The sequence below is a fragment of the Salinicola sp. DM10 genome, from assembly GCF_017306975.2.
Taxonomy (GTDB): domain Bacteria; phylum Pseudomonadota; class Gammaproteobacteria; order Pseudomonadales; family Halomonadaceae; genus Salinicola.
Genome location: NZ_JAFLEN020000001.1, coordinates 351,234 through 372,771 on the forward strand (window position 1 = coordinate 351,234; position 21,538 = coordinate 372,771).

Here is a 21,538-nt window from a genome sequence, read left to right on the forward strand (position 1 = left end):
AGGAGATCCAATGAGCTCTGACAGCGCTACCCGAGGCACCGACCTGCCCTACGTGCTGGTGCTCTACTATTCGCGCCACGGCGCGACCCGGACCCTGGCCGATGAGTTGGCCAAAGGCGTCGACAGCGTGGCCGGCATCGAGGCGCGTCTGCGCACCGTGCCGGCGGTCTCCCCGGTCAGCGAGGCGACTGCGCCGGCGATTCCCGAGGAGGGGGCTATCTACGTCGAGGAGGACGATCTACGCCAGTGCGCCGGTCTGGCCCTCGGCAGCCCCACCCGCTTCGGCAACATGGCCGCGCCGCTCAAGTACTTTCTGGATACCACCAGCGGTCTGTGGATGAACGGTGTCCTGGTGGATCGCCCGGCCACCGCCTTCACCTCCACCGCGAGCCTGCACGGCGGTCAGGAGAGCACCCTGCTGACCATGCTGATCCCGCTGCTGCACCACGGCATGGTCTATGCTGGTGTGCCCTACAGCGAAACCCGCCTGGTCCATACCCGCAGTGGCGGCACGCCCTACGGCACCAGCCATGTCGCCGGCGCCGACGGCTCGCGTGAAGTCGACGACGACGAGCGCCACCTGGCCCGCGCCCAAGGCCGGCGCATCGCCGAGCTGTCGCTGGGCCTGAAGCGGATGCGGGAGGCGCGCGGATGAGTGAGCGACCCGCAGCCGACGTTTCTGCCGATGCCTCGTCAGACGCCTCGATCAAGGCACGCCGTGGCGTGTGGATCGCCTATCTGGTGCTGCTGGCGCTGCTGATCCTCGGCGGCGTCTGGCGCTACTCACAGGCTCACGCCGAAGCCGCGGCCCTGGTGGTCCGGGCGCTGCCGCTGGTGCTGTTCCTGCCGACCCTGCTGCTGCGCCGCCGGCGTGGCCATCTGTGGCTGACCGCGGTGGGTCTGCTCTACCTGGCCCAGGGCGGGTTGATCATGGCCAACGGCGGCGTGTCAGCGCTGGTGATCGCCGAGATGCTGGCCGCGGCGGCGCTCGCGGTCTGTGCCTTCCGCTATTTCCGTAGCCAGAGCCCGCGCCAACCCCCTGCCTCATGAGGCCATCCGGTGCGCTGATCCTGGCCATGCTGGCGCTCAGCGTCATCGCCAGCCTGCTCGACTGGCCGCTATGGCCGGCGGCGATCCTCGCCTGGCTGGCGACCCTGCGCCTGCTGCGCGGTCTACCGCGCGCCTCACGCCGGCAGGCAGGACTGCTGCTGGCCGCGGGTATCCTATTGTGGGGAATCGCGCTGGCGCGAGGTACGCCGTACCCGCTATGGCACGCCTTCACCACCAACCAGACCTTGCTGATGATGTTCGCCGGGGTCAGCTTCCTGACTCTGGCGACCCCGGCAGTGCGTAGCGATGAAGCGCGCAGCGGCAGCCGTCTGGGGACGCTGCTGGGCGCGCATCTGTTCGGCGCAGCTATCAATCTTTCGGTGGTGTTTCTGTTCGGTGAGCGCATGCAGCGCGACGGCCGCCTCAACCGCACCCAGGCATCGATCCTGGGGCGCAGCTTCGCCGCCGCCGCGACCTGGTCACCCTTCTTCGTCGCCATGGGCGTGGCGCTGACCTACGCGCCCGGGCTCGACTATCTGGCGCTGCTGCCCTGGGGCCTGCTGGCCGGTGCGGCACTGTTGCTGGTCAATCTGGCCGACGTGGCGCGCCTGGACGAGCCCTTTCAGGGCTACCCGATCGAGCGCAGCGCCCTGCTGCTGCCCTGCCTGCTGGCGCTTGCGGTGATCTCCCTCCACCTGCTGTGGCCGGCACTCTCGATTCCGCTGATCATTGCCCTGGTGGCACCGCCCTTCGCTTTACTGCTGATGCCGCGTGACGACCGCCGCACGCGGCTGCGACGCCATTTCACCCAAGGGCTGCAGGGCTTGGCGCCACAGTTCGCCTTGTTTCTTGCCGCCGGGGTCATCTCCACCGGGTTGACAGCACTGCTGGCGAGCCTGCCCCAGAGTCTCGACCTGCCGCTGTCGCACTTCGGCCACTGGCAGGCATGGTTTGCTCTGGGGCTGATCGTGGCCATCGCCTTCACCGGGGTGCATCCGCTGATCGGTATCGCCACCCTGGCGCCACTGGTGGCACCGTTGCAGCCCGATCCGACGCTGCTCGGCATGCTGTTTCTGATGAGCTGGGCACTGGGCACCGGCAGCAGCCCGCTCTCCGGCAGCAACCTGGCGATCTGCGTGCGCTATGGCATCAAGGCGCGCCACATGTTGCGCTGGAATCTGGCCTACGCGCTCGCCGGCTGGCTCGCCTGTGGCGCGGTTTTCGCGCTGCACGCCGCCGCGGCATGATGCCGCCCGCGCGAGGAACGCCTTGACGTCGGCCACCGGGCTGCAATGATGACAGTCAAAGACACGCCAACGGAGAACCATCATGAGCGACCTGGCCGGCCTGCGCCGCGATTACGAGGGCGAGTCCCTGGCACCCGAGCACACCCCTGACGATCCGATGGCGCTGTTCGACCACTGGCTCGAGCAGGCGATTGCCAGTGAGGGGCTAGACGCCAATGCCATGACCCTGGCCACGGTCGACGGCGCCGGCTATCCGCACGCGCGTATCGTGCTGCTCAAAGGGGTCGATCCCGACGGCCTGCTGTTCTACACCAACTACCAGAGTCAGAAAGGCAACGAGCTGGCCCACGTCGCTCAGGCCGCGCTGGTGTTCTGGTGGCCCGGCCTGCAGCGTCAGGTGCGGGTCGAGGGGCGCGTGGAGAAGGTCACGCTCGAACGCTCGGACGACTATTTCGCCAGCCGCCCGCGCAAGAGTCAGCTGGCGGCCTGGGTCTCCCAGCAGAGCGTGGAGATTCCCGGGCGTGACTGGCTCAAGGAGCGCCTGGCGCGCTTCGAGCAGGTGTATGCGGACAAGGACGTCGAGCGCCCGCCGCACTGGGGTGGATACCGTGTGGTGCCGCAGGCGATGGAGTTCTGGCAGGGGCAGCGCAGCCGCCTGCACGACCGCGTGCGCTACTCACGCCACGACGAGCACGACGCCACCTGGCACCGCACTCGCCTAGCGCCCTGAGGCAGGCGTCACCGGGAGCGCCCCACTGGGCCGATAGCGCCAGTCAGAAAAGAAACCGCCCGGTCGTCATGACCGGGCGTTCTCGTTCGGACTCGGGCGCCAGCTTACTCGGCAGTGCCTTCGGTCCACTTCTTGACCAGCTCAGGATGCTCGCTGACCCACTTCTTGGCGTTCGCGTACGGGTCGCTACCCGGCTCCTGGTTCATCAGCATCACCTCGCTCATCTGCTCCGGCGTCCAGTAGAAGTTGTCGAGGATCGCGTAAGCCTGCGGCATGCGCTCCTTGAGCCCCTTGTGAACGACGGTGTCGATGTGCTCGGCGTCACCATAGGCTTTCTTGGGATCTTCGAGATACTTCAGGTCCCAGCGCGCGAACATCCAGTGCGGGGTCCAACCGGTGACCACGATGTCCTCATGGTTCTTGATCGCATTGCCCAGCGCCGAGGTCATCGCCGCGCCGCTGCTCGACTGCAGCGAGAGGTCGTCGATGCCGTAATCTTTCATCGCTTTTTCGGTCATCGACATCAGGCCGGCACCCGGATCGATCCCCACGATCTTGTCATCGAACAGATCGGCATTGGCGTTGAGATCGGCGATCGAAGAGACCTTCTCGTAGGTGTACTCGGGCACTACCAGCCCCAGCTTGGTGCCATCGAGATTCGGACCGAGGTCTTCGACCTTGTCCTTCACCTTGGCCAGATAGTCGCCGTGGGTGGTCGGCAACCAGGCGGCGACAATGGCATCGGCATCGCCGGTGCCCACCGCTTGCCACATCACCGCGGCGGAAAGCGAATCCATGTTGACCTTGTAGCCCTCCTGCTCGAGCACCGCGCGCACCACGTTGGTGGAAGCGACTTCGGAAGCCCACTCCACATAGGCGAGATTGATCGTGCCCTTGTTCTCCTGGGCCTGGGCGGCACCCGCACTGAGACTGATCCCCGCGGCCATGGCGAGCATGGTGTAACGAACCGATTGCGACAGTAGATTGCGTGTCATCGACTTTCCCTTCTTGTGCTTGGTTTGGCTTGACGTACTGACTTGCTTGACGCACTAACGCTCGGTACTGATCCGGGTCGCGGCTGGGCCGTGACCCGGGGCTGCCGGTAGCAGCGCTCGCGGCGGCCTAAGCCGACGCGCCGAACCCGGCTGGCCACGCCGCCGGCTGCGGCCGGCGGCGCAGCGTCACTTGGCCCGCTTGCGACCGCGGAAGGACTGCGTCAGACGGTCCAGCAGCATGGCCATGATGACCACCGCGAGACCCGCCTCGAAGCCGTCACCCGGGCGCAGGCGCTGGATCGCCCGCCACACTTCGCTGCCCAGACCGTTGGCACCGATCATGGCGGCGATCACCACCATCGACAGCGACAGCATGATGGTCTGGTTGATCCCGCCCATCAGCGTCGGCAGCGACAGCGGCAACTGCACCTTGACCAGCTTCTGGGTCCGTGTCGAACCGAAGGCGTCGGCGGCCTCGACCAGCTCCGTGGGCACCTGACGAATCCCCAGGGTGGTGAAGCGGATCGCCGGCGGCATCGCAAAGATGACCGTGGCGAAGATGCCGGAGACCGAACCGATACCGAAGAACGGAATCGCCGGGATCAGGTAGACGAAGGCCGGCATCGTCTGCATGAAATCCAGCACCGGCATGATGACACGATAGAAGCGATCGGAGACCGCCGCCAGAATGCCCAGCGGCAAGGCGATCACCACCGCCACCAGGGTGGCGATCACCACCAGGGTGAGCGTCTGGATCATCGGGTTCCACAGACCCAGGTTCCAGATCAGCGCCAGACCCAGGGCCGCCCCGATGGCGAGCCGATGTCCGCTGAGCCGCCAGCACAGCAGCACGATCAGCCCCAGCAAGGCCCACTCCGGCAGCCACATCAGGCCGTCGTTGAGCAGATTGATGCCCGCCTGGGTGGTGCGCGAGATGGCCCGCGTCACCCCGGAGAACTCGGTGGTCAGAAAGTTCAGGCCGCTCTCGATCCAGCTACCGAGCGGGATTCTTGGAATCTCGAAGTCCATTTATGCCTCTCCCGCCGTCGCCAGTTGTTCGAGTACTGCGCCCTTGACCACTACACCGAGCAGCCGCTGCTCCTCATCGACCACGGCAATCGGACAGTGGCGCTTGGTAAACATGGAGTAGAGCCGGGAGAGCGATTCGTCCGGCCCGACGCTGGGATAGTCGTCATCGATCAGATCACGAATCGAGTCCGAGCCAGCCTTGGCCGCTTCATCGGCCTTCTCGGCATCGACGACGCCCAGCAGCTTGCGTTCGCGGTCGATCACATAAATCGAGTCGAGACTGCTCTCGACCATCTTGCGCAGCACGGTACGCGGACCGTCTTCGATGCGGGCAGTCGCCCGTACCGGGCGCATGGCCCGACGTGCCGTCACCACCCGCGATCTGTCGACCCCCTGGGTGAAGCGCGCCACGTAGTCGTCGGCCGGAGAGGTGAGAATCTCCTCAGGCGTACCGATCTGCACTACCTCGCCATCGCGCAAGAGGATGATGCGGTCACCGATATTGAGCGCCTCGTCGAGATCGTGGGTGATGAAGATGGTGGTCTTTTGCATGCGGTGCTGAAGCTCGATCAGCTCCTGCTGCATGTCACGCCGAATCAGCGGGTCCAGCGCCGAGAAGGCTTCGTCCATCAGCAGCACGCTGGAGTCGTTGGCCAGCGCGCGGGCCAGGCCGACGCGCTGCTGCATGCCGCCGGAGAGCTGATTGGGGTAGGAGTCCTCCCAGCCCTCGAGCCCGACCTGCTTGAGCGCATCGGCCGCTTTCTTGGCCCGCTCTTCCTTGGGAATGCCGCGAATCTCGAGCCCATACTCGGCATTCATGCGCACGGTACGGTGGGGAAACAGCGCGAAGTTCTGGAACACCATCGAGAAGTGCTTGCGACGGCACTGCAGCAGCGCCTTCTCGCTCAGTTGGGGGATATTCTCCCCATCGATGATGATATCGCCCTCGGTGGGCTCGATGAGACGGTTGAGACAGCGGATGAGGGTGGACTTGCCTGACCCCGAGAGCCCCATGATGACCAGGAGCTCGCCCTCATGGACGTCGAAATCGATGTTGGAAAGGCCGAGTGTCTGCCCCGTTTGCTCCAGAATCTGGGACCGGTTGAGCCCCTGGTCACGTAGTTGGAGCGCTTTCTTGGTGTCGCTACCAAACACCTTGCTCAAGTTACGAACTTGAATCTTGGCTTGCTGTGCGTTTGTCATTTTGTGGCCTGGTTTGGCTGAGCAAAAAGGTCCCGCGCGAGTGTCACCAAAAGGCCGCCGAAGACACACTGTGTTGCTTTGGATACGCAGTGTTTCTGATGGCTTACACGCGCTCGGCCCGGTCGCATCATACGAAATTATGAAAAACCCTTCAAACGACGATGATTTGTAATTGGAAACTCATTCAAGGCGTCATTTCTGCTGGCGCACGATAGCGTGGCGCTCGGTCCCTCCCCTTCGTCTGCGCTAGCCCTCCCGGGCTCCGTACGAAAACCGCCTGCGCTCGCCGGCTTTTCGTCACAACCCTGGATGGCAACATCGCCGGCATCGACGCGACGCATCGCGTCTCGGCCGGCATCAATCCAGCGCCGCCTCCAGACGGTGGCGCTGCCATTCACTCTGCGGCGCATTGAGTTTCAGCGTCGCCTCGATCACCCCCTCCTCGAGATTGGTGACGAGCGTGAATCCCAGCTGCTTGAGCAGCCGTCGCATGGGCTGGTTATCGGTCATGACGGTACCGACCATGACCAGGGTGCCCACCTGCCGGCTGTAGCGAATCATCTTCTCCATCAGGAGTCGGCCGAGTCCGATTCCGTGGAGATCATCACGCACGATGATCGAGAATTCGGTACGGATATTGTCGGGGTCGTTCCACACTCGAACCACGCCGAGCATCTCTTCACGGCCTCTCTTTTCCGCCGCCATTTCATGCCCCTCGTCGGCCTCTCCGGGCGGCAGGCGGCGAACCGCAATGAACGCCATCTGGCGGTCGTAATTGATCTGGCTGAGCTGGGCCAGTTCGCGCATCGACAGCACCGCCTTGTGATGGAAATAGCGGTAGCGAATGCTCTGCTCCGAGAGCCGGGTGTGGAACTGGGTGATCAGTGGGGCGTCTTCGCCGCGGATCGGGCGCACCTCGACCTCGCTACCCGCCAGCGTCACCGTCTCACGCAACTCTTCGGGGTAAGGCATGATCGCCTGCACCGCGCGCTCGCCCAGATCGAGGGCGAAGTCGACCGCAGTGAGCCCGTCGCGATTGAGCAGCAAGGGGTTGAGTTCGAGCCCCTTGAGCCGTGGCAGATCCGACGCCATCTGCGACAGCTTGACCAGCAGCTGGGCGACCTGGGTGATCTCCGCCGCGGCATCCTCGCTGTGGGCGCGAATCAGCCGCCCGGCACGGGTGCGATCGATCAGCTCCTCGGCCAGGCGCATGTTGAGCGGGGGCAGCGCGATCTGGCGATCCGCCATCACGTCGATCTTGTAGCCGCCGCTGCCGAAGACGATCACCGGACCCAGCTCGGGGTCGCGGGTGATCCCGGCGCTCAGCTGCCAGGAGCCCTTGCCGCGCTGCATGGTCTGCAGGCAGTAGCTGTAGATGGGACTCTGCGGCAGCGTCTCGGCGATCCGCTCTCCCAGCCGCACCACCGCATCGACCACGCTGCCGGGCTGCTCCAGGTCCTGCGCCAGCGCGCTGGTCTGACGCGAGGCTTCCCGCCAGTAGCGAAACGGCTCGCAGTTGTCGCGATGCACCACCTTGACCGCCCATGGGCCCGGCAGTGTCTGGGTGGCGCGCTCGGCCTCCTCGAAATCCGCCACATAGCGACTGGGCGCACTCTCGATGCCGTAGGCGGCGAGCACCTGGGCCGTCTCTTCATGCGTCAGGCGGTCGCGCCCGCGGCTCAGCGACGCGTCGATCAGGGCATGGCAGCGTTGGCGGATCTCGGTGTTGGAGTCGAACGGCAGCGAAGGCGGCGTCTCGTGGAGCAGCGCCTGGACCCGGCGATAGCGCACCAGGTGCAGGAAGGCACGTACCGCTTTCTCCGGCGACAGGTAGCTGGGAATCCCGGCGCGATTGAAGGCCGCCCGGGCCGCCAGCGCCTCCTTGAGGCCCATCCAGCTCACCAGCAGCCGATGACGATAACGTTGCCGGGCCGTGATCAGCGCCTCGGCGGTGGCTTGCGCCGGTGCCAGCCGGGTCGGCGCGTGGAGCACCAGCACCGCATCCACCTGGGGGTCGCGGGTGACGATATCCAGCGCCGCCAGATAGTCTGCGGGGGTTGCCGAGCCGCCGAGATCGATCGGGTTGCGCCCCGGCCGGCTGACGTCGAGCCCCGCCTCAAGCAGTGCAGCCACCGTGGTCTCGCCGAACTCCGCCAGCTGGCCCCCGCCGTCGATCAGTTTGTCGATCGCCAGCAGCGCCGGCCCCACGCCGTTGGAGACGATCGCCAGCCGGTCACCGCGCGGCGGCTTGAGTCGGGAGAGCGTCTCCAGCGCGTCGAACAGCTCGTCGGAGTCCTCCACCCGCACCACGCCGGCCCGCGCCAGGGCGGCCTCGATCACCGCATCGCGGCGTTCGATACCGGGCGTTTCCGGTAACTGGTCCAGGGTGGCCTGGGGCGTACGCCCGCTCTTGATCGCCAGCACCAGACGGTTGCGCGAGGCATCGCGCAGGGCGGTCATGAAATGGCGCGCATTGCGGATACTTTCCAGGTGCAGCAGCAACGCCCGGCACTTGCTGGAGAGATTGAGATAGTCGATGACATCGGGCAGGCGCACGTCGAGGCTGTCGCCAAGGGTGACCAGGTGCGAGAACCCCACTTCGCGCCCCGCCGCCCAGTCGATCATGGCATTGCCGAGCATGCCCGACTGCCCCAGGTAGGCGACGCTGCCATCGGCGATCGGCTGCGCGGCATAGGTGGCGTTGAGCCGCCAGGAGGGCACCGCCACTCCCAGGCACTCCGGCCCCAGCACGCGCATGCCCGAACGCCGGGCGGCCTTTTGCAAGCGCCCACGCAAAGACGCCTCGCGTTCGAGCGAGGCGCCTCCGGAAAGAATGAGTGCCGCACGCACCCCGATCGCACTCAAGTCGTCGATCACCTTGGGCAGGCTGCGTAGCGGCGAACAGATCACGGCCAGATCGGGCGGGCGTGGCAGATCGGCAATGCGGCGCAGGCACTCGACACCGTGCACGTCGGCGTAGCCGCGCGGATTGACCGCCCAGAGCGGCTTGTCGAACTGCCCTTCCAGCAGGTTGCGCAATACCACTCCTCCCAGCGACTCGGGCTTGGGGGACGCTCCGATCACGACCAGTGACTGGGGCGCGAAAAATCGACGCAGGAATTGCGTGGCCACGGTGGACCTCACGGCTCGGGTTATGGTTATTTCAACCCTACACGCTCAGCGCTCCCGCGTTGAGCCCTGGTCTGGATTTAGCCATACCGCCCGAACCCATGGGGGTCGGTACCCCAGCATGCCAGCGCCCCGGAGGGTCGAAACCGCCGATGATCACGTCGTACCTCACTCACCCCGACTTCGCTCGGCACGACATGGGCGGCTCGCATCCGGAAGCGCCCGTGCGCCTGGAGGTGATTCGCAAGCGCCTGATGCTCAGCGGCCTGCTGCAACAGACCATGCAGTCGGAGGCGCCGCCGGCGAAACCGCTCGCTCTGGCGCGCGTTCACGCCCCAGACTACCTGGAAACACTCGCGTGCCAGCGTCCCCAAAACGGCTTGCAGACGCTGGATAACGACACGCGTATGGGCCCGTGGACGCTCGAAGCGGCGGCGCTTGCCGCCGGTGCCGCCATCAAGGGTGTCGACCTGGTCTGCGGTAATCGCGCCGACAACGTCTTCTGCGCCGTGCGCCCCCCCGGGCATCACGCCGAACGTGCCCTGGCGATGGGCTTTTGCTTCTACAACAACGTCGCCGTCGCCGCGGCGCATGCGCGTGCCGTGCATGGCCTGGAGCGTATCGCCATCCTCGATTTCGACGTCCACCAGGGCAACGGCACCCTGGACATCTTTCACGACGACCCGAGCGTGCTGATTTGCAGCAGCTATCAGGAGGCGTTCTATCCCTGGCGCTACCTCGAGGGCGACTGGCCCAACGTGGTCAACACCCCGCTGCCCGCCGGTACCGCCAGCCGTGACTTCCGCCTGGCAATCGAGCGTGACTGGCTGCCGGCACTGGAGCGCCACCGCCCGCAGCTGGTGCTGCTCTCCAGCGGCTTCGATGCCCACCGCGACGACCCGCTGGGTGAACTGGCGCTGGAGCACGGCGACTTCTACTGGATCACCCACCTGGCGATGGACATCGCCCGCCGCTACGCCGGGGGCAAGCTGGTATCGGTACTCGAGGGCGGCTATCACCCCAAGGCGCTGCCGCTGAGTGTAGAGGCGCACCTCACCGCGCTGCTCGGCCAGCCGTATCCGGGTTAGATTGTCCTTCCACGCTAGACCGTCTGTCTGGACGAGACCGGTTATCTCGAAGAGACAGACAGGCACCCCGGCGACGCTCTCGTCACGCGCAGCGTCGTCATGTGGCAGAGCCGGGCCGTGGCGCTGTGATATTCTGGGCCCAAACCGACCCAGACAGAGATTTTCATGGCCGCCAGCAACGATCAGGATGCCGCGCTGCGCATCGCCTCGGGCCGCAAGCCCTTCGTCGAGCCCCTGCGCCTGGGTGAACGGCTCAAGCAGATTCGCCTCTCCAATCAGTGGACCCTGGGCGACGTCAGCGCACGCACGGGGCTGGCGCGTTCGACCCTGTCCAAGATCGAGAACGACCAGATCTCGCCCACCTTCAGCGCGGTGCAGAAGCTGATCACCGGGCTGGGCATCGATCTGCCGCAACTGCTGACCCCGGCCAAGTCGCGCTCCCACTCCCGCGGGCGGCGCGATCTCACCCCTAGTGGCGATGGCAAGCAGCACCCCACCCCCACCTACGAACATGAACTACTCTCTTGGCAGCTGGCGCAGAAACGCATGGTGCCGTTCAAGACCATCGTGCGGGCACGCCGCTTCGACGAATTCCAGGAGTGGGTGCGCCACGCCGGCGAAGAGTTCCTGATGGTGCTGGAGGGCGAGATCCTGATCTACACCGAGTTCTACGAACCGCTCGCCATGGCCACAGGCGATTCGCTCTACTTCGACAGCGACATGGGCCATGCGCTGGTCTCCACCAGCGACACCGATGCCGTAGTGCTGTCGGTCTGCACGCCGGGCGAAGGTGACTAGTCAGGCGACGACGATGGCCTGGACACGCCTTCTCGTCTGCTTTTACCGCGTTCTCAGTCCTGTCTTCCCGATCCGAGGAGCCCCTACCGATGCAACATCTCGATGACGCCACGCGTACCGAACTCGAGGCGGCCGCTTTCCGCCGCCTGCTGCGCCATCTCGACGCCAACAAGGACGTACAGAACATCGACCTGATGATCCTTGCCGACTTCTGCCGCAACTGCCTCTCCAAGTGGCTGGTGAGCGCCGCCGAAGAGCGCGGCGAGACGCTCGACTATGAAGCCGCGCGCGAATACGTCTACGGCATGCCTTACTCAGAGTGGAAGGCCAACCATCAGGCGCCGGCCAGCGATGCGCAGCTGGCCGCACTGGAAGCACGCCAGCAGCGCAAGACCAACGGCGGAGCGGACGCATGAGCGAGGCGCTGATCCCGCTGTCGATCGCGGTGCTGACCGTCTCCGACACCCGCGATGAGCAGAGCGACCGCTCCGGCCAGACCCTGGTCGAGCGGCTCGAAGGGGCCGGCCACCGGCTGGCCGAAAAGCGCATCGTGCCGGATGACGTCTATCGTATCCGCGCGGTCGTCGCCACCTGGATCGCCGACCCCGAGGTGCAGGTGGTGCTGACTACCGGTGGCACCGGCTTCACCGGGCGCGATTCGACCCCGGAGGCGATTGCACCGCTGCTCGACAAGCATATCGAGGGCTTCGGCGAGCTGTTCCGCCAGGTCTCGTTCGAAGAGATCGGCAGCTCCACGGTGCAGAGCCGCTGTCTCGGCGGCCTGGCCAATCGCACCGTGATCTTTGCCCTGCCCGGCTCCACCGGCGCCTGTCGCACCGGTTGGGACCGCATCCTCGGCGAGCAGCTCGACAGCCGCCACCGCCCGTGCAACTTCGCCAATCTGGTGATTCCGGAACGAGGCACCCACACACATGGCTGAAACGACACCCCCGCTGGAGAGCGTCGAGCGCGCCCGGGAAGCCCTGCTCGACGGCGTGACCCCATTGGGCGCCGAGCGCATCGCCTGTGCCGAAGCGGCCGGCCGCGTGCTGGCGCGGGAGGTGGCCGCGGCGCTTGACGTGCCGCCTGCCGACAACAGCGCCATGGACGGCTACGCCCTGGCCAGCGGCGACTCCGGGGGCGCCCTGCCGATCTCGCAGCGCATCGCCGCCGGCCAGGCGCCGCAGCCGCTGGCACCTGGCACCTGCGCACGCCTGTTCACCGGCAGCGAGATACCGCCCGGCGCCGACTGCGTGGCGATCCAGGAAAACGTTACCCTCGAGGATGGGCTGGCACGCATACCCCCCACCCAGCCGGGCCAGAACGTGCGCCGCCGCGGGCTCGACGTCAGTGTGGGCAGCCGCCTGCTCAGTGCCGGCACCCGCCTGGGCGCCGCCGCCCTGGGTCTGCTTGCAGGCCAAGGGCTAGAGACTGTCGAGGTGGTGAGGCGCCCACGGGTGGCGCTGCTGCTGACCGGGGATGAGATCGTCGAACCGGGACAGCCGCTGGCGCCGGGGCAGATCTATAACAGCAACGGGGCGATGCTGGCGAGCCTGATCGCGCGCTTCGGCGGCGAGCTGGTGGCCCAGGTGCGGGTCGCCGACAGTTTCGATACCACCCGCGCCCGGCTCGCCGAGGCGGCGGCACTGGCCGATGTGATCGTCACTACCGGCGGGGTCAGTGTCGGCGAGGAGGATCACGTCAAACCGGCGCTGGAGCAGCTCGGTGAGCTAACGCTGTGGCGCCTGGCCATGCGCCCGGGCAAACCGCTGGCACTGGGGACCATCGGCACCACGCGGGTGGTCGGCCTGCCGGGCAACCCGGTATCCAGCTATGTCGGCGCCTGGCTCTATCTGCGCCCGCTGCTGGGCGCACTGATGGGATGCACGGATCAACTGGAGCTGCCACGGGTCCCCGCCGAGGCGGATTTCAGCACCCGCACCGAGGGCCGCCGCCACTATCTGCGCGCCACCCTGGCATTCGAGGGCGAGCGCATCGTGGCGCGGGCCTATCCGGAACAGAGCTCCGCCGTGCTCACCTCCTGCGCGGCCACCAACGCCTTCGCGGTGATTCCGCCGCACAGCGACATCTCTCCCGGCGATCGGGTCGAATGCCTCTGGCTCGAAGCCTGACCCAGGCGCAGAAACAGAAGCCGTTTGAAGACAGCCGGCGAGCCGCTGGGCTCGCCGGCGCTAGCTTACGTTGACGACCGATTCAGCGATGGCAGCTCCCGGCTCACATCACCGATCAGCCGGCAAAGCGCGCCTGCATCTCCGGCCACAATCGCGCAAATGCCGCCTCGAGCCTTGGATACTCGTCATCCAGCCAGAGGGTCAGTTCCGCCAGCCGATTGGGGCCGCGGAGCCGGCTGCCGATACCGGCAATCGCGCGGCAGGTGAAGGCGAAATCGGCATAGCGCGCCAGCCAGTCACCCTCGATCATCGCTGGTACCAGGCGCCCCAGCCGGTCCGGCGCCGGAGCCTTGCCGAGCACGCGATAACAGCGGATGACCAGCTGACGATCGGGATGGCAGGCGGCGAGGAAGTGATCCCACACCAGATCCAGCGCAATACCCACGAAGCGCCGCTGTGCGGCCGGGGCGCTGGCACGCAGCGCCATCACCTCGGGGTGGCAGTCGATGGCGGCATCCACCTGGCGATGGTGACGGATACCTGCCGCCACCGCTGCCGGCCACGCCGCCAGCTGCTGCCCCTTGACGCCATCGGCGATCAGATTGCCCAGCAGGAAATCGTCACTGCCGTGGCGAGCGAGCTCGGCATGGGCGAGAAAGTTCATCGCTTGGCGCTCATGTACGATCGCTCATGCGGGGTCACAGGCAGTTGGTCGGCTTGGGCAACCCGGCCAGACGTGCGCCGACCTTGGCCGGGCTCTCCGGGAAAAGCCGCATCAGATAGATCGAGCTGCCCTTCTCTTCGCCCAGTGCCTGGCGCACCGCCTTGACCAGCGGGCGCATCGCCGGCGCCGCCTCGTAGCGCTGGTAGAAGTCGCGCAGCACCGTCAGCACCTCCCAGTGCGCGGCGCTCAACGCGCGCCCCTCCTCACTCGCCAGTGCCTCCGCCACCGCCGGCGTCCAGTCGGCAAGCGAAACCAGATACCCTTCGGGGTCGAGCGCGATCTCGCGCCCCTCGACCGTTATCGTGCGTGCCGTCGTCGTCATCAGAACCAGCTCAAGCTATGGGGGAAGGTCGCCGTCAACGCGACGAAGCCTGCCATATCGACCAGTGCCACATCGTCACTCAGACGCCCCAGCAGGCCGCGTGATTCGGCGTCTTCCGAGAGCACCGAGACGCGCCCGCCGAAAGCCGCCAGGCTGGCTGCGGCAGCGGGCAGTGCGGCGTAGCAGGCATCTTCGATCAGTAGCAGGTGATCGTCGGCACCGAACGCCTCGCTCAAGTCCCAGTAGAGACCGTCGAACTGGGGCGAGCGGTTGAGCAGGTGCAGCATCATCGAAATCTCCTCGCTCAGAAGAGCAGCGTGCGCGGCTGCGCGTGGACCAGGCGTTCGAGCGCATCGGCCTCGAGCAGTTGCACCGGCAGCATGAGATCCGCCGGCGTGAGCCCGCGGGCGCGCAGAGCGCTCGCGCTGACCCAGAGCCGCTCGATATCGTACATCTCCAGCATGGCCAGCTGCGCATGGGTGCCCTTCTGGCCCAGTGGCCCGGCACGCTGACCCTCGATTAGCGCAAAGACACCGTCACCCTGGAACAGCAAACCCACTGACTGGCCGAAGGCCGCCGCCACCAGCGCGACATCGACGCCCTCGCGCAGCCAGCTGCTGCCGTGGGGCGGATGGCGCAGGATCACCAGCAAATCGAGCGGCGTTATCGGGGTGGCGGCGGCCAGCGCCGCCTCATCGTCTTGCATGGCACGTACTCTGACACTCAATCTCGGACACTCAATCTGTGACAGTCACTCGTCGGTCGGCGCTCAGGGGGCAAAGGTGATCACGCGATCGTTGGCCTGCATCGCATCGACCAGCTGCCCCAGGCCGGTCAATACGAACGGCGGCTCGAGGTTATGCGCCTCGCGACCGTGGCGCTGGCCCTCCTCGGCGTTCATCAGGCCACGACGCAGGCCCGCCGCAATGCACACTAGCAGCTCAGTGCCATGTTCCTGGGCCAGCGCGCGCCAGCCCTCGGCCAGGTGCACCTCGTCCTGCGGCGGCGCCATCAGCGTCGAGGCGTTGTGCACGCCATCGCGGTAGAAGAATACGCTCGACACCCGGTGGCCCTGAGCCACCGCCGCCTGGGCGAAACGCAGCGCCGAGAGCGCACCCTGCTCGCTGTAGGGCGCGGCGTGTACCAGCAGCGCATAGCTCAACACGTCGTAGGGCCTATCGATCAGGAGAAAAGCCGCATCTTACCAAAGCCGCCCCCACCACCAAACCTCAACCCCAAACGCAGAAAACCCCACCGAAGTGGGGTTTTCATTCAGCGATTGTACCGGTCATTGCCCGGCGCGCGGATCAATCGTCGGACATCACACCCAGAATCGACAGCAGGCTGATGAACAGGTTGTAGATCGACACGTAGAGCGTGATGGTGGCGAGAATGTAGTTGGTCTCGCCCGCACGGTGAATGATCTCACTGGTCTGGAACAAGATCGCCGCCGACGAGAACAGCACGAAGCCCGCCGACACCGCCAGCGCCAGACCCGGGATGTTGAAGATCAGCGCCGCGACCATCGCCAGCACCAGCACGATGGCACCCGCCACCATGAAGTTGCCCAGGAAGCTGAAGTCCTTGCGCGTGATCAACGCCACCGCCGACAGCCCCAGGAAGGTGGCCGCGGTCATGCCCAGCGCGGTCATCACCAGCTGCGCCCCATTGGGGATGGACAGGTAGAGATCGATGATCGGCCCCAACGTGAAGCCCATGAACCCGGTGAACGCGAAGGTCGCCAGAATGCCGGCAGACGAGTTGGCGGTCTTGTGCACCAGGAACATCAGGCCATAGGCACCGATGAAGAAGATGAAGATGTTGATCTGTGTGACGCCCAGCGCCATCGCGACGCCCGCGGTCACGGCAGAGAACATCAGGGTCATGGCCAGCAGCATGTAGGTGTTGCGTAACACCTTGTTGGTGCTGGCCACGCTCGATCGACGCTCGGTGACGTCGTGCGATGTGCGGTAGTCCATACGTATCCCCTCGGTTATGTCGATTACACCCATGGACCAGAATGCCCTTGCAAAGTTCCCCTGACAAGCGTAAACGGCACCGCCGGAAGTGAAATAACCCTTTGAAAGCTAAAGAACCTGTTGACGACCGAGGGAGAGCTGGTACTATCTCCCGCCGTAAGCCGGAGGGATGGCAGAGCGGTTGAATGCACCGGTCTTGAAAACCGGCAAGGGTTAACGCCCTTCCAGGGTTCGAATCCCTGTCCCTCCGCCACTTTTTCTTTAAGGGTCAGCTACTTAGCTGGCCCTTTTTCTTGCCTGAGACCTTTTGGAAACGCCGTTTCTATAACGCCTATAACGATCACCGTTATAGAGCTTGCGCCGGACCGGTGCTTAAACGCTTGTTGCTAGACGAAAGTCGCACTCCCCCTCGCCGGTTCTCCTGCAGACATGCAATATTTTCATGATCGCCACGAGCCGGGCTGTTGCCTGGCCCCGCTCCGTTTTCACCCACCAGATCCCCAAAGAATCATTTGCCTCTCCAGGGCTTTCTCTGAATACTGTATGCACATACAGTTTATTAGGGAAGGCCATGAATCATGTCCCGCATCCAACTCATCGGCCAGGCGCCGAGTAGCCCGCCCCGTCTCGACATCCCCTGCCCTGAGGTGCTGGCCCGCGCCGGCATCGCCGGTTTCGCTAGCCCTGCCGAGGACTACGCCGGGCGCTCCTTCGACCTCAATGAACGCTTCATCAAGCACCAAGCCGCAACGTTCATCTTCCAGGTGGCTGGCGATTCGATGGAGGAGTACCGCATCTACGAAGGCGACTTCCTAGTCGTCGATCGCTCGATCACGCCCCGCCCCGGGCATATCGTCGTCGCCCTGGTCGAGGGCGAGCTGACGGTGAAGAAGTGGATCACCCGCGGGCAGTGGGAACTGCTGTGCTCCGGCGGCGATCGCTATCCCCCGATCCCCATGAACGACGTCGAGACTCAGATCTGGGGCGTGGTGCGCTCCGGGCATGTCGAGTTCTGCGTATGATCGCCATCGTCGACTGCAACTCGTTCTACGTGAGCTGCGAGCGGCTCTTTCGGCCAGAGCTCAATGGCTGCGCCGTCGGTGTCATGAGCAACAACGACGGCTGTATCATCGCCCTCAGCAATGAGCTGAAGGCCCTGGGCGTGAAGATGGGCACGCCCGCCCACTACCTGCGCGATCAAGTCCGCCGCGGCGAAATCACGCTCTTCTCAAGCAACTATGAACTCTATGGGGACATCAGCCAGCGCGTGCAGGCTGTGCTCGAAGAATTCAGCGCTGGCATCGAGCCCTACAGCATCGACGAGTGCTGGGTCGATTTTTCCGGCTTCGCTCCCGGCCAGCTCGAAGACCACGCCCGCGAACTGCGCCGCCAGGTGAGGCAGTACACCGGCATCCCGGTGTCGATCGGCGTCGCGCCGACGCGCACGCTGGCCAAGGTCGCCAACCGCGCTGCCAAGAAGATCGCCGGCTTCGGGGGCGTCTGTGTGCTCTACCCAGACAGCCCCCAGACCAAGGGATTACTGCAGCGCTTCGAGCTGAGCGACGTCTGGGGCGTCGGCCGCCGGCTGGTCGATAAGCTCACCGCCATGGGCATCGAAACAGCGTGGGACCTGCGCAGCCAGAACGCCAAGGAGATTCGCCGGCGCTTCTCGGTCACACTCGAACGCACCGTGCTCGAGCTGCAGGAGACACCCGCGATCGAGATGATGGGAATGGATTTCGCCCGCGAGCGGATCATGACCAGTCGCAGCTTCGGCCGGCTCACCAACGACCTGAGCGAGCTGCGCGAAGCAATACGGCAGCACGCCCAGCGCAGCGCCGAAAAGCTGCGAAAACAGGGCTCGCTTTGCCGCGCCGTGCTCGTATTTCTGCGTACCAACCCCCACCGCCAGGATCTCGCCCAGCACAACCCCAGCATGATCGCAGAGCTGGACACCCCTACCGACGATAGCCGCGTGATTGCCGCCGCCGCGATCCGTACGCTGGCGCGGTTGCACGCGCCGGGGCGCCTCTACATGAAAGGTGGTGTGATGCTGATGGAGATCTGCGACCGGGGTAGCGAGCAACTATCGCTTTTGGGTAGCGTGCAGAGCGATGCCCAGCGCCAGCGTAGTGAGAAGCTGATGGACGTGATGGATGCGCTGAATCAACGGATGGGACGTGGCACGGTCAGGATCGGCTCACCCAGCGCCGGCGCCGCCTGGCACCTGCGCTGCGCGCATAGGTCGCCTAGGTACACTACGCGATGGGAGGAAACGCCTACCGTAAAGTGGTAAAAAAGAACGGAGTATAAGTAAAATCACTCTAGCACCTACCTTTAGGCCTTCATAATGCCACACGCAAAAAATGTCAAAAAAGCAAAATTCTTAATTAAAAAGATGCGCACAATGATTCACGCGCACATATCCCATCATTACTCCCGCCACATCAGGCCACAAAAAAATGAGATTTTAAAATACTCAACCTATGCTTTGCTATTTCTTGCAATATGCTTGCTCATTAAAAGCGGCGTCAAACTTGGGGACCTAGCAGACGTCGGCCTATTAATCGTCGCAGTAGTGGCACTAAAAATCACCAAAGAGCAATCTTTGGAATGGCGTAGGAAAGAGTGCGCAAGCATATTTTCTGACTGCCTTGAAAACTTAGAACCAGTAGAATCCCCATTAACGATAATGGTTAACGACAGCCAGATCGGGTCAGGCAGGAGCTTGCCAGAAATATATGAAATGCTAGAGCTACCCTACATCTGCAAGGATAAAGAATTAAAAACCATAAGAAGGGTAATAGATGGTCTGCGCCATGCAAAAATACACATGGACGAACTAAAAAAAAGAAACTCACTGGAAACGATGGTCGCACTACTAGAGAACCTGATAGTATTAAACAAGTACATCATGAGCAATAATACCAACTACCCTTTGGACGGCCACTATTTGACATCATACGAAGAAAAAAGAAGGGAAATAAAAATCTTGTATGAGAGGCTCAACCTGTTCATCTTTGGCCAAGAAACGCCTTTAAGCAATGCCATTCAGAAAGATAGAGACTTGGCATTAAAGAGGTAGAAGCATACAACCCCGTGCCAAAGCCCAAATAAATCATGATTGATTCATCCCCTTATTGGATCATGATTAGCGCCGCGTTGCAGCGCGGCGCCAGCTAGTTTTAAGTGGCAAATAGGCCGCTACATGTCGCAAACTCGTCCGCTGTCGGCAATCTGATCCACCCTCGTCGGGCCGAGCCCATCGACGCGAGATAGATCGCTCACGCTGGCCCATGGCCTCCCAGCAATGATATCGGCGGCCCGGGCGGGCCCGACATTCGGGAGCTCGTCGAGCTCCGAAGCCGACGCGGTGTTGAGATCGATGCACGTCTCCGAAGGGTGTTCGCCCTCCGACACACCAGACATCTCGGTGACGCTGTCGAATCCAGCCGTGGCGCTGCCCGTTGTCAGGAAAATCGGAGCGTGGTCCGAGACGATATCGCGTGCGGTAACATGGTCGATACCAAGCATCTCTGGGAACTTTACGATACCTGCACTGCCGATGTGCAGCGCGTCGGGGTCGAACCAGAAATTGTCGTAGAGGCTGGAATAAACGCCGTTCGTCTCACTCAGCGTAGTCGCCCCTGACGTGATTGCCGGCCGGGCGCCGGCGTCGCGCAGCGGCTGCCAGGAGGCGTCTGTCGGAGGCATGTTGAAATCCCCCGTGATCAGCCGATCACTACCCGGATACACTTCATGCATCCAGGTCCAGATATCCGCCAAGTCTCGGATCTCAGGCGTCCGGTCAGAGCGGCCATCGCCATAGGTGATATGGACTGTCGCGATTGCGATCTTCTCTCCGGTCCCCTTGTCTCGGAACTCGGCCAGGTATGGCTCTCGCGCAAAGTTGTCGGCCGAGTCCAGATAGCTCAGAGCACCCTGCGTGTACTCGACTGCGCTGTCACGCCAGACGAAAGCATAGCTCTCGGTGTAGGAGCTGCGGCCTACCTGGTCTGAGGTCATCGCCGACCATCCCTCCCCGGTCTGGCGCTCCAGCTCGTGCTCCAGATTTGTGATGGCTTGATCGTTCATCACTTCCTGGAGCGCCCAGAGGTCCGCGCCCTTGGCCACATCGGCAACGGCATCCAGGCGCTTGCCGTTGTTCCAGCCGAAGTGAAGCAGATTCCAGCTACCGATGGTGATATCCGCCGAGGCGGCTGGTGAAGCCGCCAGGGCGGCGGCGAGGAACGATGCGAGTATAGCGCGGTGATGCATGAAGCCATCCAGATCGGAGAATTGCCACGTAGCAATCTATCTGATCAGCCATTGGACATCGAGCACTATGCATTGAGAAGATGTGTATGAGGCGGAGCCAGCCCCCTGGCTGCGACATGATCCGCACCCATTTATAACAAACCACATTTGAAGCACAAAGACCACCATAAATATTTGCACATAGACATTCAAAGGAACGAAAGAAAAATGATTCGCAAGTTAGCTGCCCTATTACTACTCACGCCTTCGATAGCGCTGGCTCAAGACATAGAAAGATTCATTCCGGCAGAAAAAGCGCTGGGGCTGATACAGAGCGCAGAAATTTACGTAGAGGATGATGTCGACGGAAATTGCTGGACGAACAAAAGTGAGATCCAGAAGAAGGCTAGGCTTACACTAGAGAGCAATGGAATACCTGTATTCCAAGAGCCAATGAATGGGATTTTCCCCACAGTGGCAAGAGTGGTAATAAGAGGCGTAGCATATAAACTCGAAGGCCCGAATGCCTGCATCGGCTCGATCGGAGTCACCATCTCAGACGCTGGGGCCAGGTATGTCGGGAAAACAGTCCTTGTGGGAGATACGTTCTATTACAGGGTTCAAAAAATATTTTCTTCAGGAAGCACCCTGAACAACCAGTTTTCTGAATATGCTGATGGCGCCATTTCGGATATAGCGGCAGGCATCATATCCGCCAGAAGAGACCCAGATGTAATCGAGACAGCCAAAGAGTACAAGCAGCGCCTAGATATTTCATCTCTTATCACATTAGAAGAGGCTGAAAAAAGGGCTGAAAAGAGTAAGTAGGGCTTAGCCTAAACAACAAAGAGGCAC

At 63.5% G+C, this 21,538-nt stretch carries 24 protein-coding genes and 1 tRNA gene; 14 read left to right on the forward strand and 11 right to left on the reverse strand.

From position 1 onward, the window contains the following. Nucleotides 1–10: 10 nt before the first annotated feature. From wrbA to pdxH, 4 genes are all read left to right on the forward strand, one after another. Nucleotides 11–655, forward strand: coding sequence for an NAD(P)H:quinone oxidoreductase (wrbA, locus tag J0A90_RS01525; protein WP_207035584.1), 645 nt, complete (start codon nt 11–13; stop codon nt 653–655). Continuing rightward, the gene (locus tag J0A90_RS01530; RefSeq protein WP_207035586.1) at nt 652–1,050 is read left to right on the forward strand and encodes a DUF2069 domain-containing protein; all 399 of its coding nucleotides are present in this window, start codon (nt 652–654) and stop codon (nt 1,048–1,050) included. Before wrbA ends, J0A90_RS01530 begins: the two co-directional genes overlap by 4 nt. After that, a complete protein-coding gene (locus tag J0A90_RS01535; protein WP_233076406.1) occupies nt 1,047–2,297 on the forward strand; it encodes a hypothetical protein in 1,251 nt (416 codons plus the stop codon). Before J0A90_RS01530 ends, J0A90_RS01535 begins: the two co-directional genes overlap by 4 nt. Nucleotides 2,298–2,376: 79 nt before the next feature. Further along, a complete protein-coding gene (gene pdxH, locus J0A90_RS01540) occupies nt 2,377–3,027 on the forward strand; it encodes a pyridoxamine 5'-phosphate oxidase (RefSeq protein WP_207036122.1) in 651 nt (216 codons plus the stop codon). Between the two features lie 104 nt (nt 3,028–3,131). On the opposite strand, the gene J0A90_RS01545 is transcribed toward pdxH, so the two are convergent. The 4 genes from J0A90_RS01545 to J0A90_RS01560 form a co-directional block, all read right to left on the reverse strand. Then, entirely contained in the window at nt 3,132–4,022 is an 891-nt protein-coding gene (locus J0A90_RS01545) for a glycine betaine ABC transporter substrate-binding protein (RefSeq protein ID WP_207035588.1), read from the reverse strand. 186 nt (nt 4,023–4,208) lie between these two features. Continuing rightward, nucleotides 4,209–5,051 (reverse strand): proline/glycine betaine ABC transporter permease, encoded by an 843-nt coding sequence (locus tag J0A90_RS01550; protein WP_207035590.1) that lies wholly within the window; start codon nt 5,049–5,051, stop codon nt 4,209–4,211. Beyond that, a complete protein-coding gene (locus tag J0A90_RS01555; protein ID WP_207035592.1) occupies nt 5,052–6,254 on the reverse strand; it encodes a glycine betaine/L-proline ABC transporter ATP-binding protein in 1,203 nt (400 codons plus the stop codon). A 357-nt stretch (nt 6,255–6,611) separates the two neighbouring features. After that, complete coding sequence (locus J0A90_RS01560) at nt 6,612–9,386, reverse strand: bifunctional acetate--CoA ligase family protein/GNAT family N-acetyltransferase (RefSeq protein ID WP_207035594.1); 2,775 nt, start codon at nt 9,384–9,386, stop codon at nt 6,612–6,614. Nucleotides 9,387–9,535: 149 nt separating this feature from the next. On the opposite strand from J0A90_RS01560, the gene J0A90_RS01565 reads away from it, so the two are divergent. The 5 genes from J0A90_RS01565 to glp all read left to right on the forward strand — a co-directional run bounded on the left by J0A90_RS01565 (nt 9,536) and on the right by glp (nt 13,401). Then, complete coding sequence (locus J0A90_RS01565; protein ID WP_207035596.1) at nt 9,536–10,471, forward strand: histone deacetylase family protein; 936 nt, start codon at nt 9,536–9,538, stop codon at nt 10,469–10,471. A 165-nt stretch (nt 10,472–10,636) separates the two neighbouring features. After that, nucleotides 10,637–11,269 carry a helix-turn-helix domain-containing protein gene (locus J0A90_RS01570; RefSeq protein ID WP_106420174.1) on the forward strand — a complete coding sequence of 211 codons (633 nt, stop codon included), beginning with the start codon at nt 10,637–10,639 and terminating at the stop codon, nt 11,267–11,269. 89 nt (nt 11,270–11,358) lie between these two features. Next, on the forward strand, nt 11,359–11,685 hold the full coding sequence (locus J0A90_RS01575; protein ID WP_207035601.1) for a DUF1244 domain-containing protein: 327 nt from the start codon (nt 11,359–11,361) through the stop codon (nt 11,683–11,685). Beyond that, nucleotides 11,682–12,209, forward strand: a complete 528-nt coding sequence (moaB, locus tag J0A90_RS01580; RefSeq protein ID WP_035473338.1) for a molybdenum cofactor biosynthesis protein B — start codon at nt 11,682–11,684, stop codon at nt 12,207–12,209. Before J0A90_RS01575 ends, moaB begins: the two co-directional genes overlap by 4 nt. Next, entirely contained in the window at nt 12,202–13,401 is a 1,200-nt protein-coding gene (glp, locus tag J0A90_RS01585) for a gephyrin-like molybdotransferase Glp (protein WP_207035602.1), read from the forward strand. The genes moaB and glp overlap by 8 nt, the downstream gene beginning before the upstream one ends. A 115-nt stretch (nt 13,402–13,516) precedes the next feature. Here the strand turns inward: glp and J0A90_RS01590 are convergent, their stop codons facing one another. The 6 genes from J0A90_RS01590 to J0A90_RS01615 all read right to left on the reverse strand — a co-directional run bounded on the left by J0A90_RS01590 (nt 13,517) and on the right by J0A90_RS01615 (nt 16,426). After that, the gene (locus J0A90_RS01590) at nt 13,517–14,065 is read right to left on the reverse strand and encodes an ACP phosphodiesterase (protein WP_207035604.1); all 549 of its coding nucleotides are present in this window, start codon (nt 14,063–14,065) and stop codon (nt 13,517–13,519) included. Nucleotides 14,066–14,099: 34 nt separating this feature from the next. Then, a complete protein-coding gene (locus J0A90_RS01595) occupies nt 14,100–14,447 on the reverse strand; it encodes a TusE/DsrC/DsvC family sulfur relay protein (protein WP_207035606.1) in 348 nt (115 codons plus the stop codon). Beyond that, entirely contained in the window at nt 14,447–14,737 is a 291-nt protein-coding gene (gene tusB / locus J0A90_RS01600) for a sulfurtransferase complex subunit TusB (RefSeq protein WP_035473330.1), read from the reverse strand. The genes J0A90_RS01595 and tusB overlap by 1 nt, the downstream gene beginning before the upstream one ends. A 14-nt stretch (nt 14,738–14,751) precedes the next feature. Beyond that, the gene (gene tusC / locus J0A90_RS01605) at nt 14,752–15,153 is read right to left on the reverse strand and encodes a sulfurtransferase complex subunit TusC (RefSeq protein WP_207035608.1); all 402 of its coding nucleotides are present in this window, start codon (nt 15,151–15,153) and stop codon (nt 14,752–14,754) included. 63 nt (nt 15,154–15,216) lie between these two features. Continuing rightward, the gene (gene tusD, locus J0A90_RS01610; protein WP_353057322.1) at nt 15,217–15,612 is read right to left on the reverse strand and encodes a sulfurtransferase complex subunit TusD; all 396 of its coding nucleotides are present in this window, start codon (nt 15,610–15,612) and stop codon (nt 15,217–15,219) included. Between the two features lie 142 nt (nt 15,613–15,754). Then, nucleotides 15,755–16,426 carry a Bax inhibitor-1/YccA family protein gene (locus J0A90_RS01615; protein ID WP_207035610.1) on the reverse strand — a complete coding sequence of 224 codons (672 nt, stop codon included), beginning with the start codon at nt 16,424–16,426 and terminating at the stop codon, nt 15,755–15,757. Between the two features lie 163 nt (nt 16,427–16,589). On the opposite strand from J0A90_RS01615, the gene J0A90_RS01620 reads away from it, so the two are divergent. The 4 genes from J0A90_RS01620 (at nt 16,590) to J0A90_RS01635 (ending at nt 19,511) form a co-directional block, all read left to right on the forward strand. Further along, nucleotides 16,590–16,679: transfer RNA gene (locus J0A90_RS01620), tRNA-Ser, on the forward strand. A gap of 325 nt (nt 16,680–17,004) precedes the next feature. Then, complete coding sequence (locus J0A90_RS01625; protein WP_207035612.1) at nt 17,005–17,448, forward strand: LexA family transcriptional regulator; 444 nt, start codon at nt 17,005–17,007, stop codon at nt 17,446–17,448. Continuing rightward, a complete protein-coding gene (locus tag J0A90_RS01630) occupies nt 17,445–18,722 on the forward strand; it encodes a Y-family DNA polymerase (protein ID WP_207035614.1) in 1,278 nt (425 codons plus the stop codon). Before J0A90_RS01625 ends, J0A90_RS01630 begins: the two co-directional genes overlap by 4 nt. Nucleotides 18,723–18,833: 111 nt before the next feature. Next, complete coding sequence (locus J0A90_RS01635; RefSeq protein WP_207035616.1) at nt 18,834–19,511, forward strand: hypothetical protein; 678 nt, start codon at nt 18,834–18,836, stop codon at nt 19,509–19,511. A gap of 119 nt (nt 19,512–19,630) precedes the next feature. Here J0A90_RS01635 and J0A90_RS01640 read toward each other — a convergent pair whose 3' ends face one another. Continuing rightward, nucleotides 19,631–20,704 carry a helix-hairpin-helix domain-containing protein gene (locus J0A90_RS01640; protein ID WP_207035618.1) on the reverse strand — a complete coding sequence of 358 codons (1,074 nt, stop codon included), beginning with the start codon at nt 20,702–20,704 and terminating at the stop codon, nt 19,631–19,633. Between the two features lie 207 nt (nt 20,705–20,911). Between J0A90_RS01640 and J0A90_RS01645 the strand changes: the two genes are divergently transcribed. Then, nucleotides 20,912–21,511: a hypothetical protein gene (locus J0A90_RS01645; RefSeq protein WP_207035620.1), complete on the forward strand. Its 600-nt coding sequence runs from the start codon at nt 20,912–20,914 to the stop codon at nt 21,509–21,511. Nucleotides 21,512–21,538 lie beyond the last annotated feature (27 nt).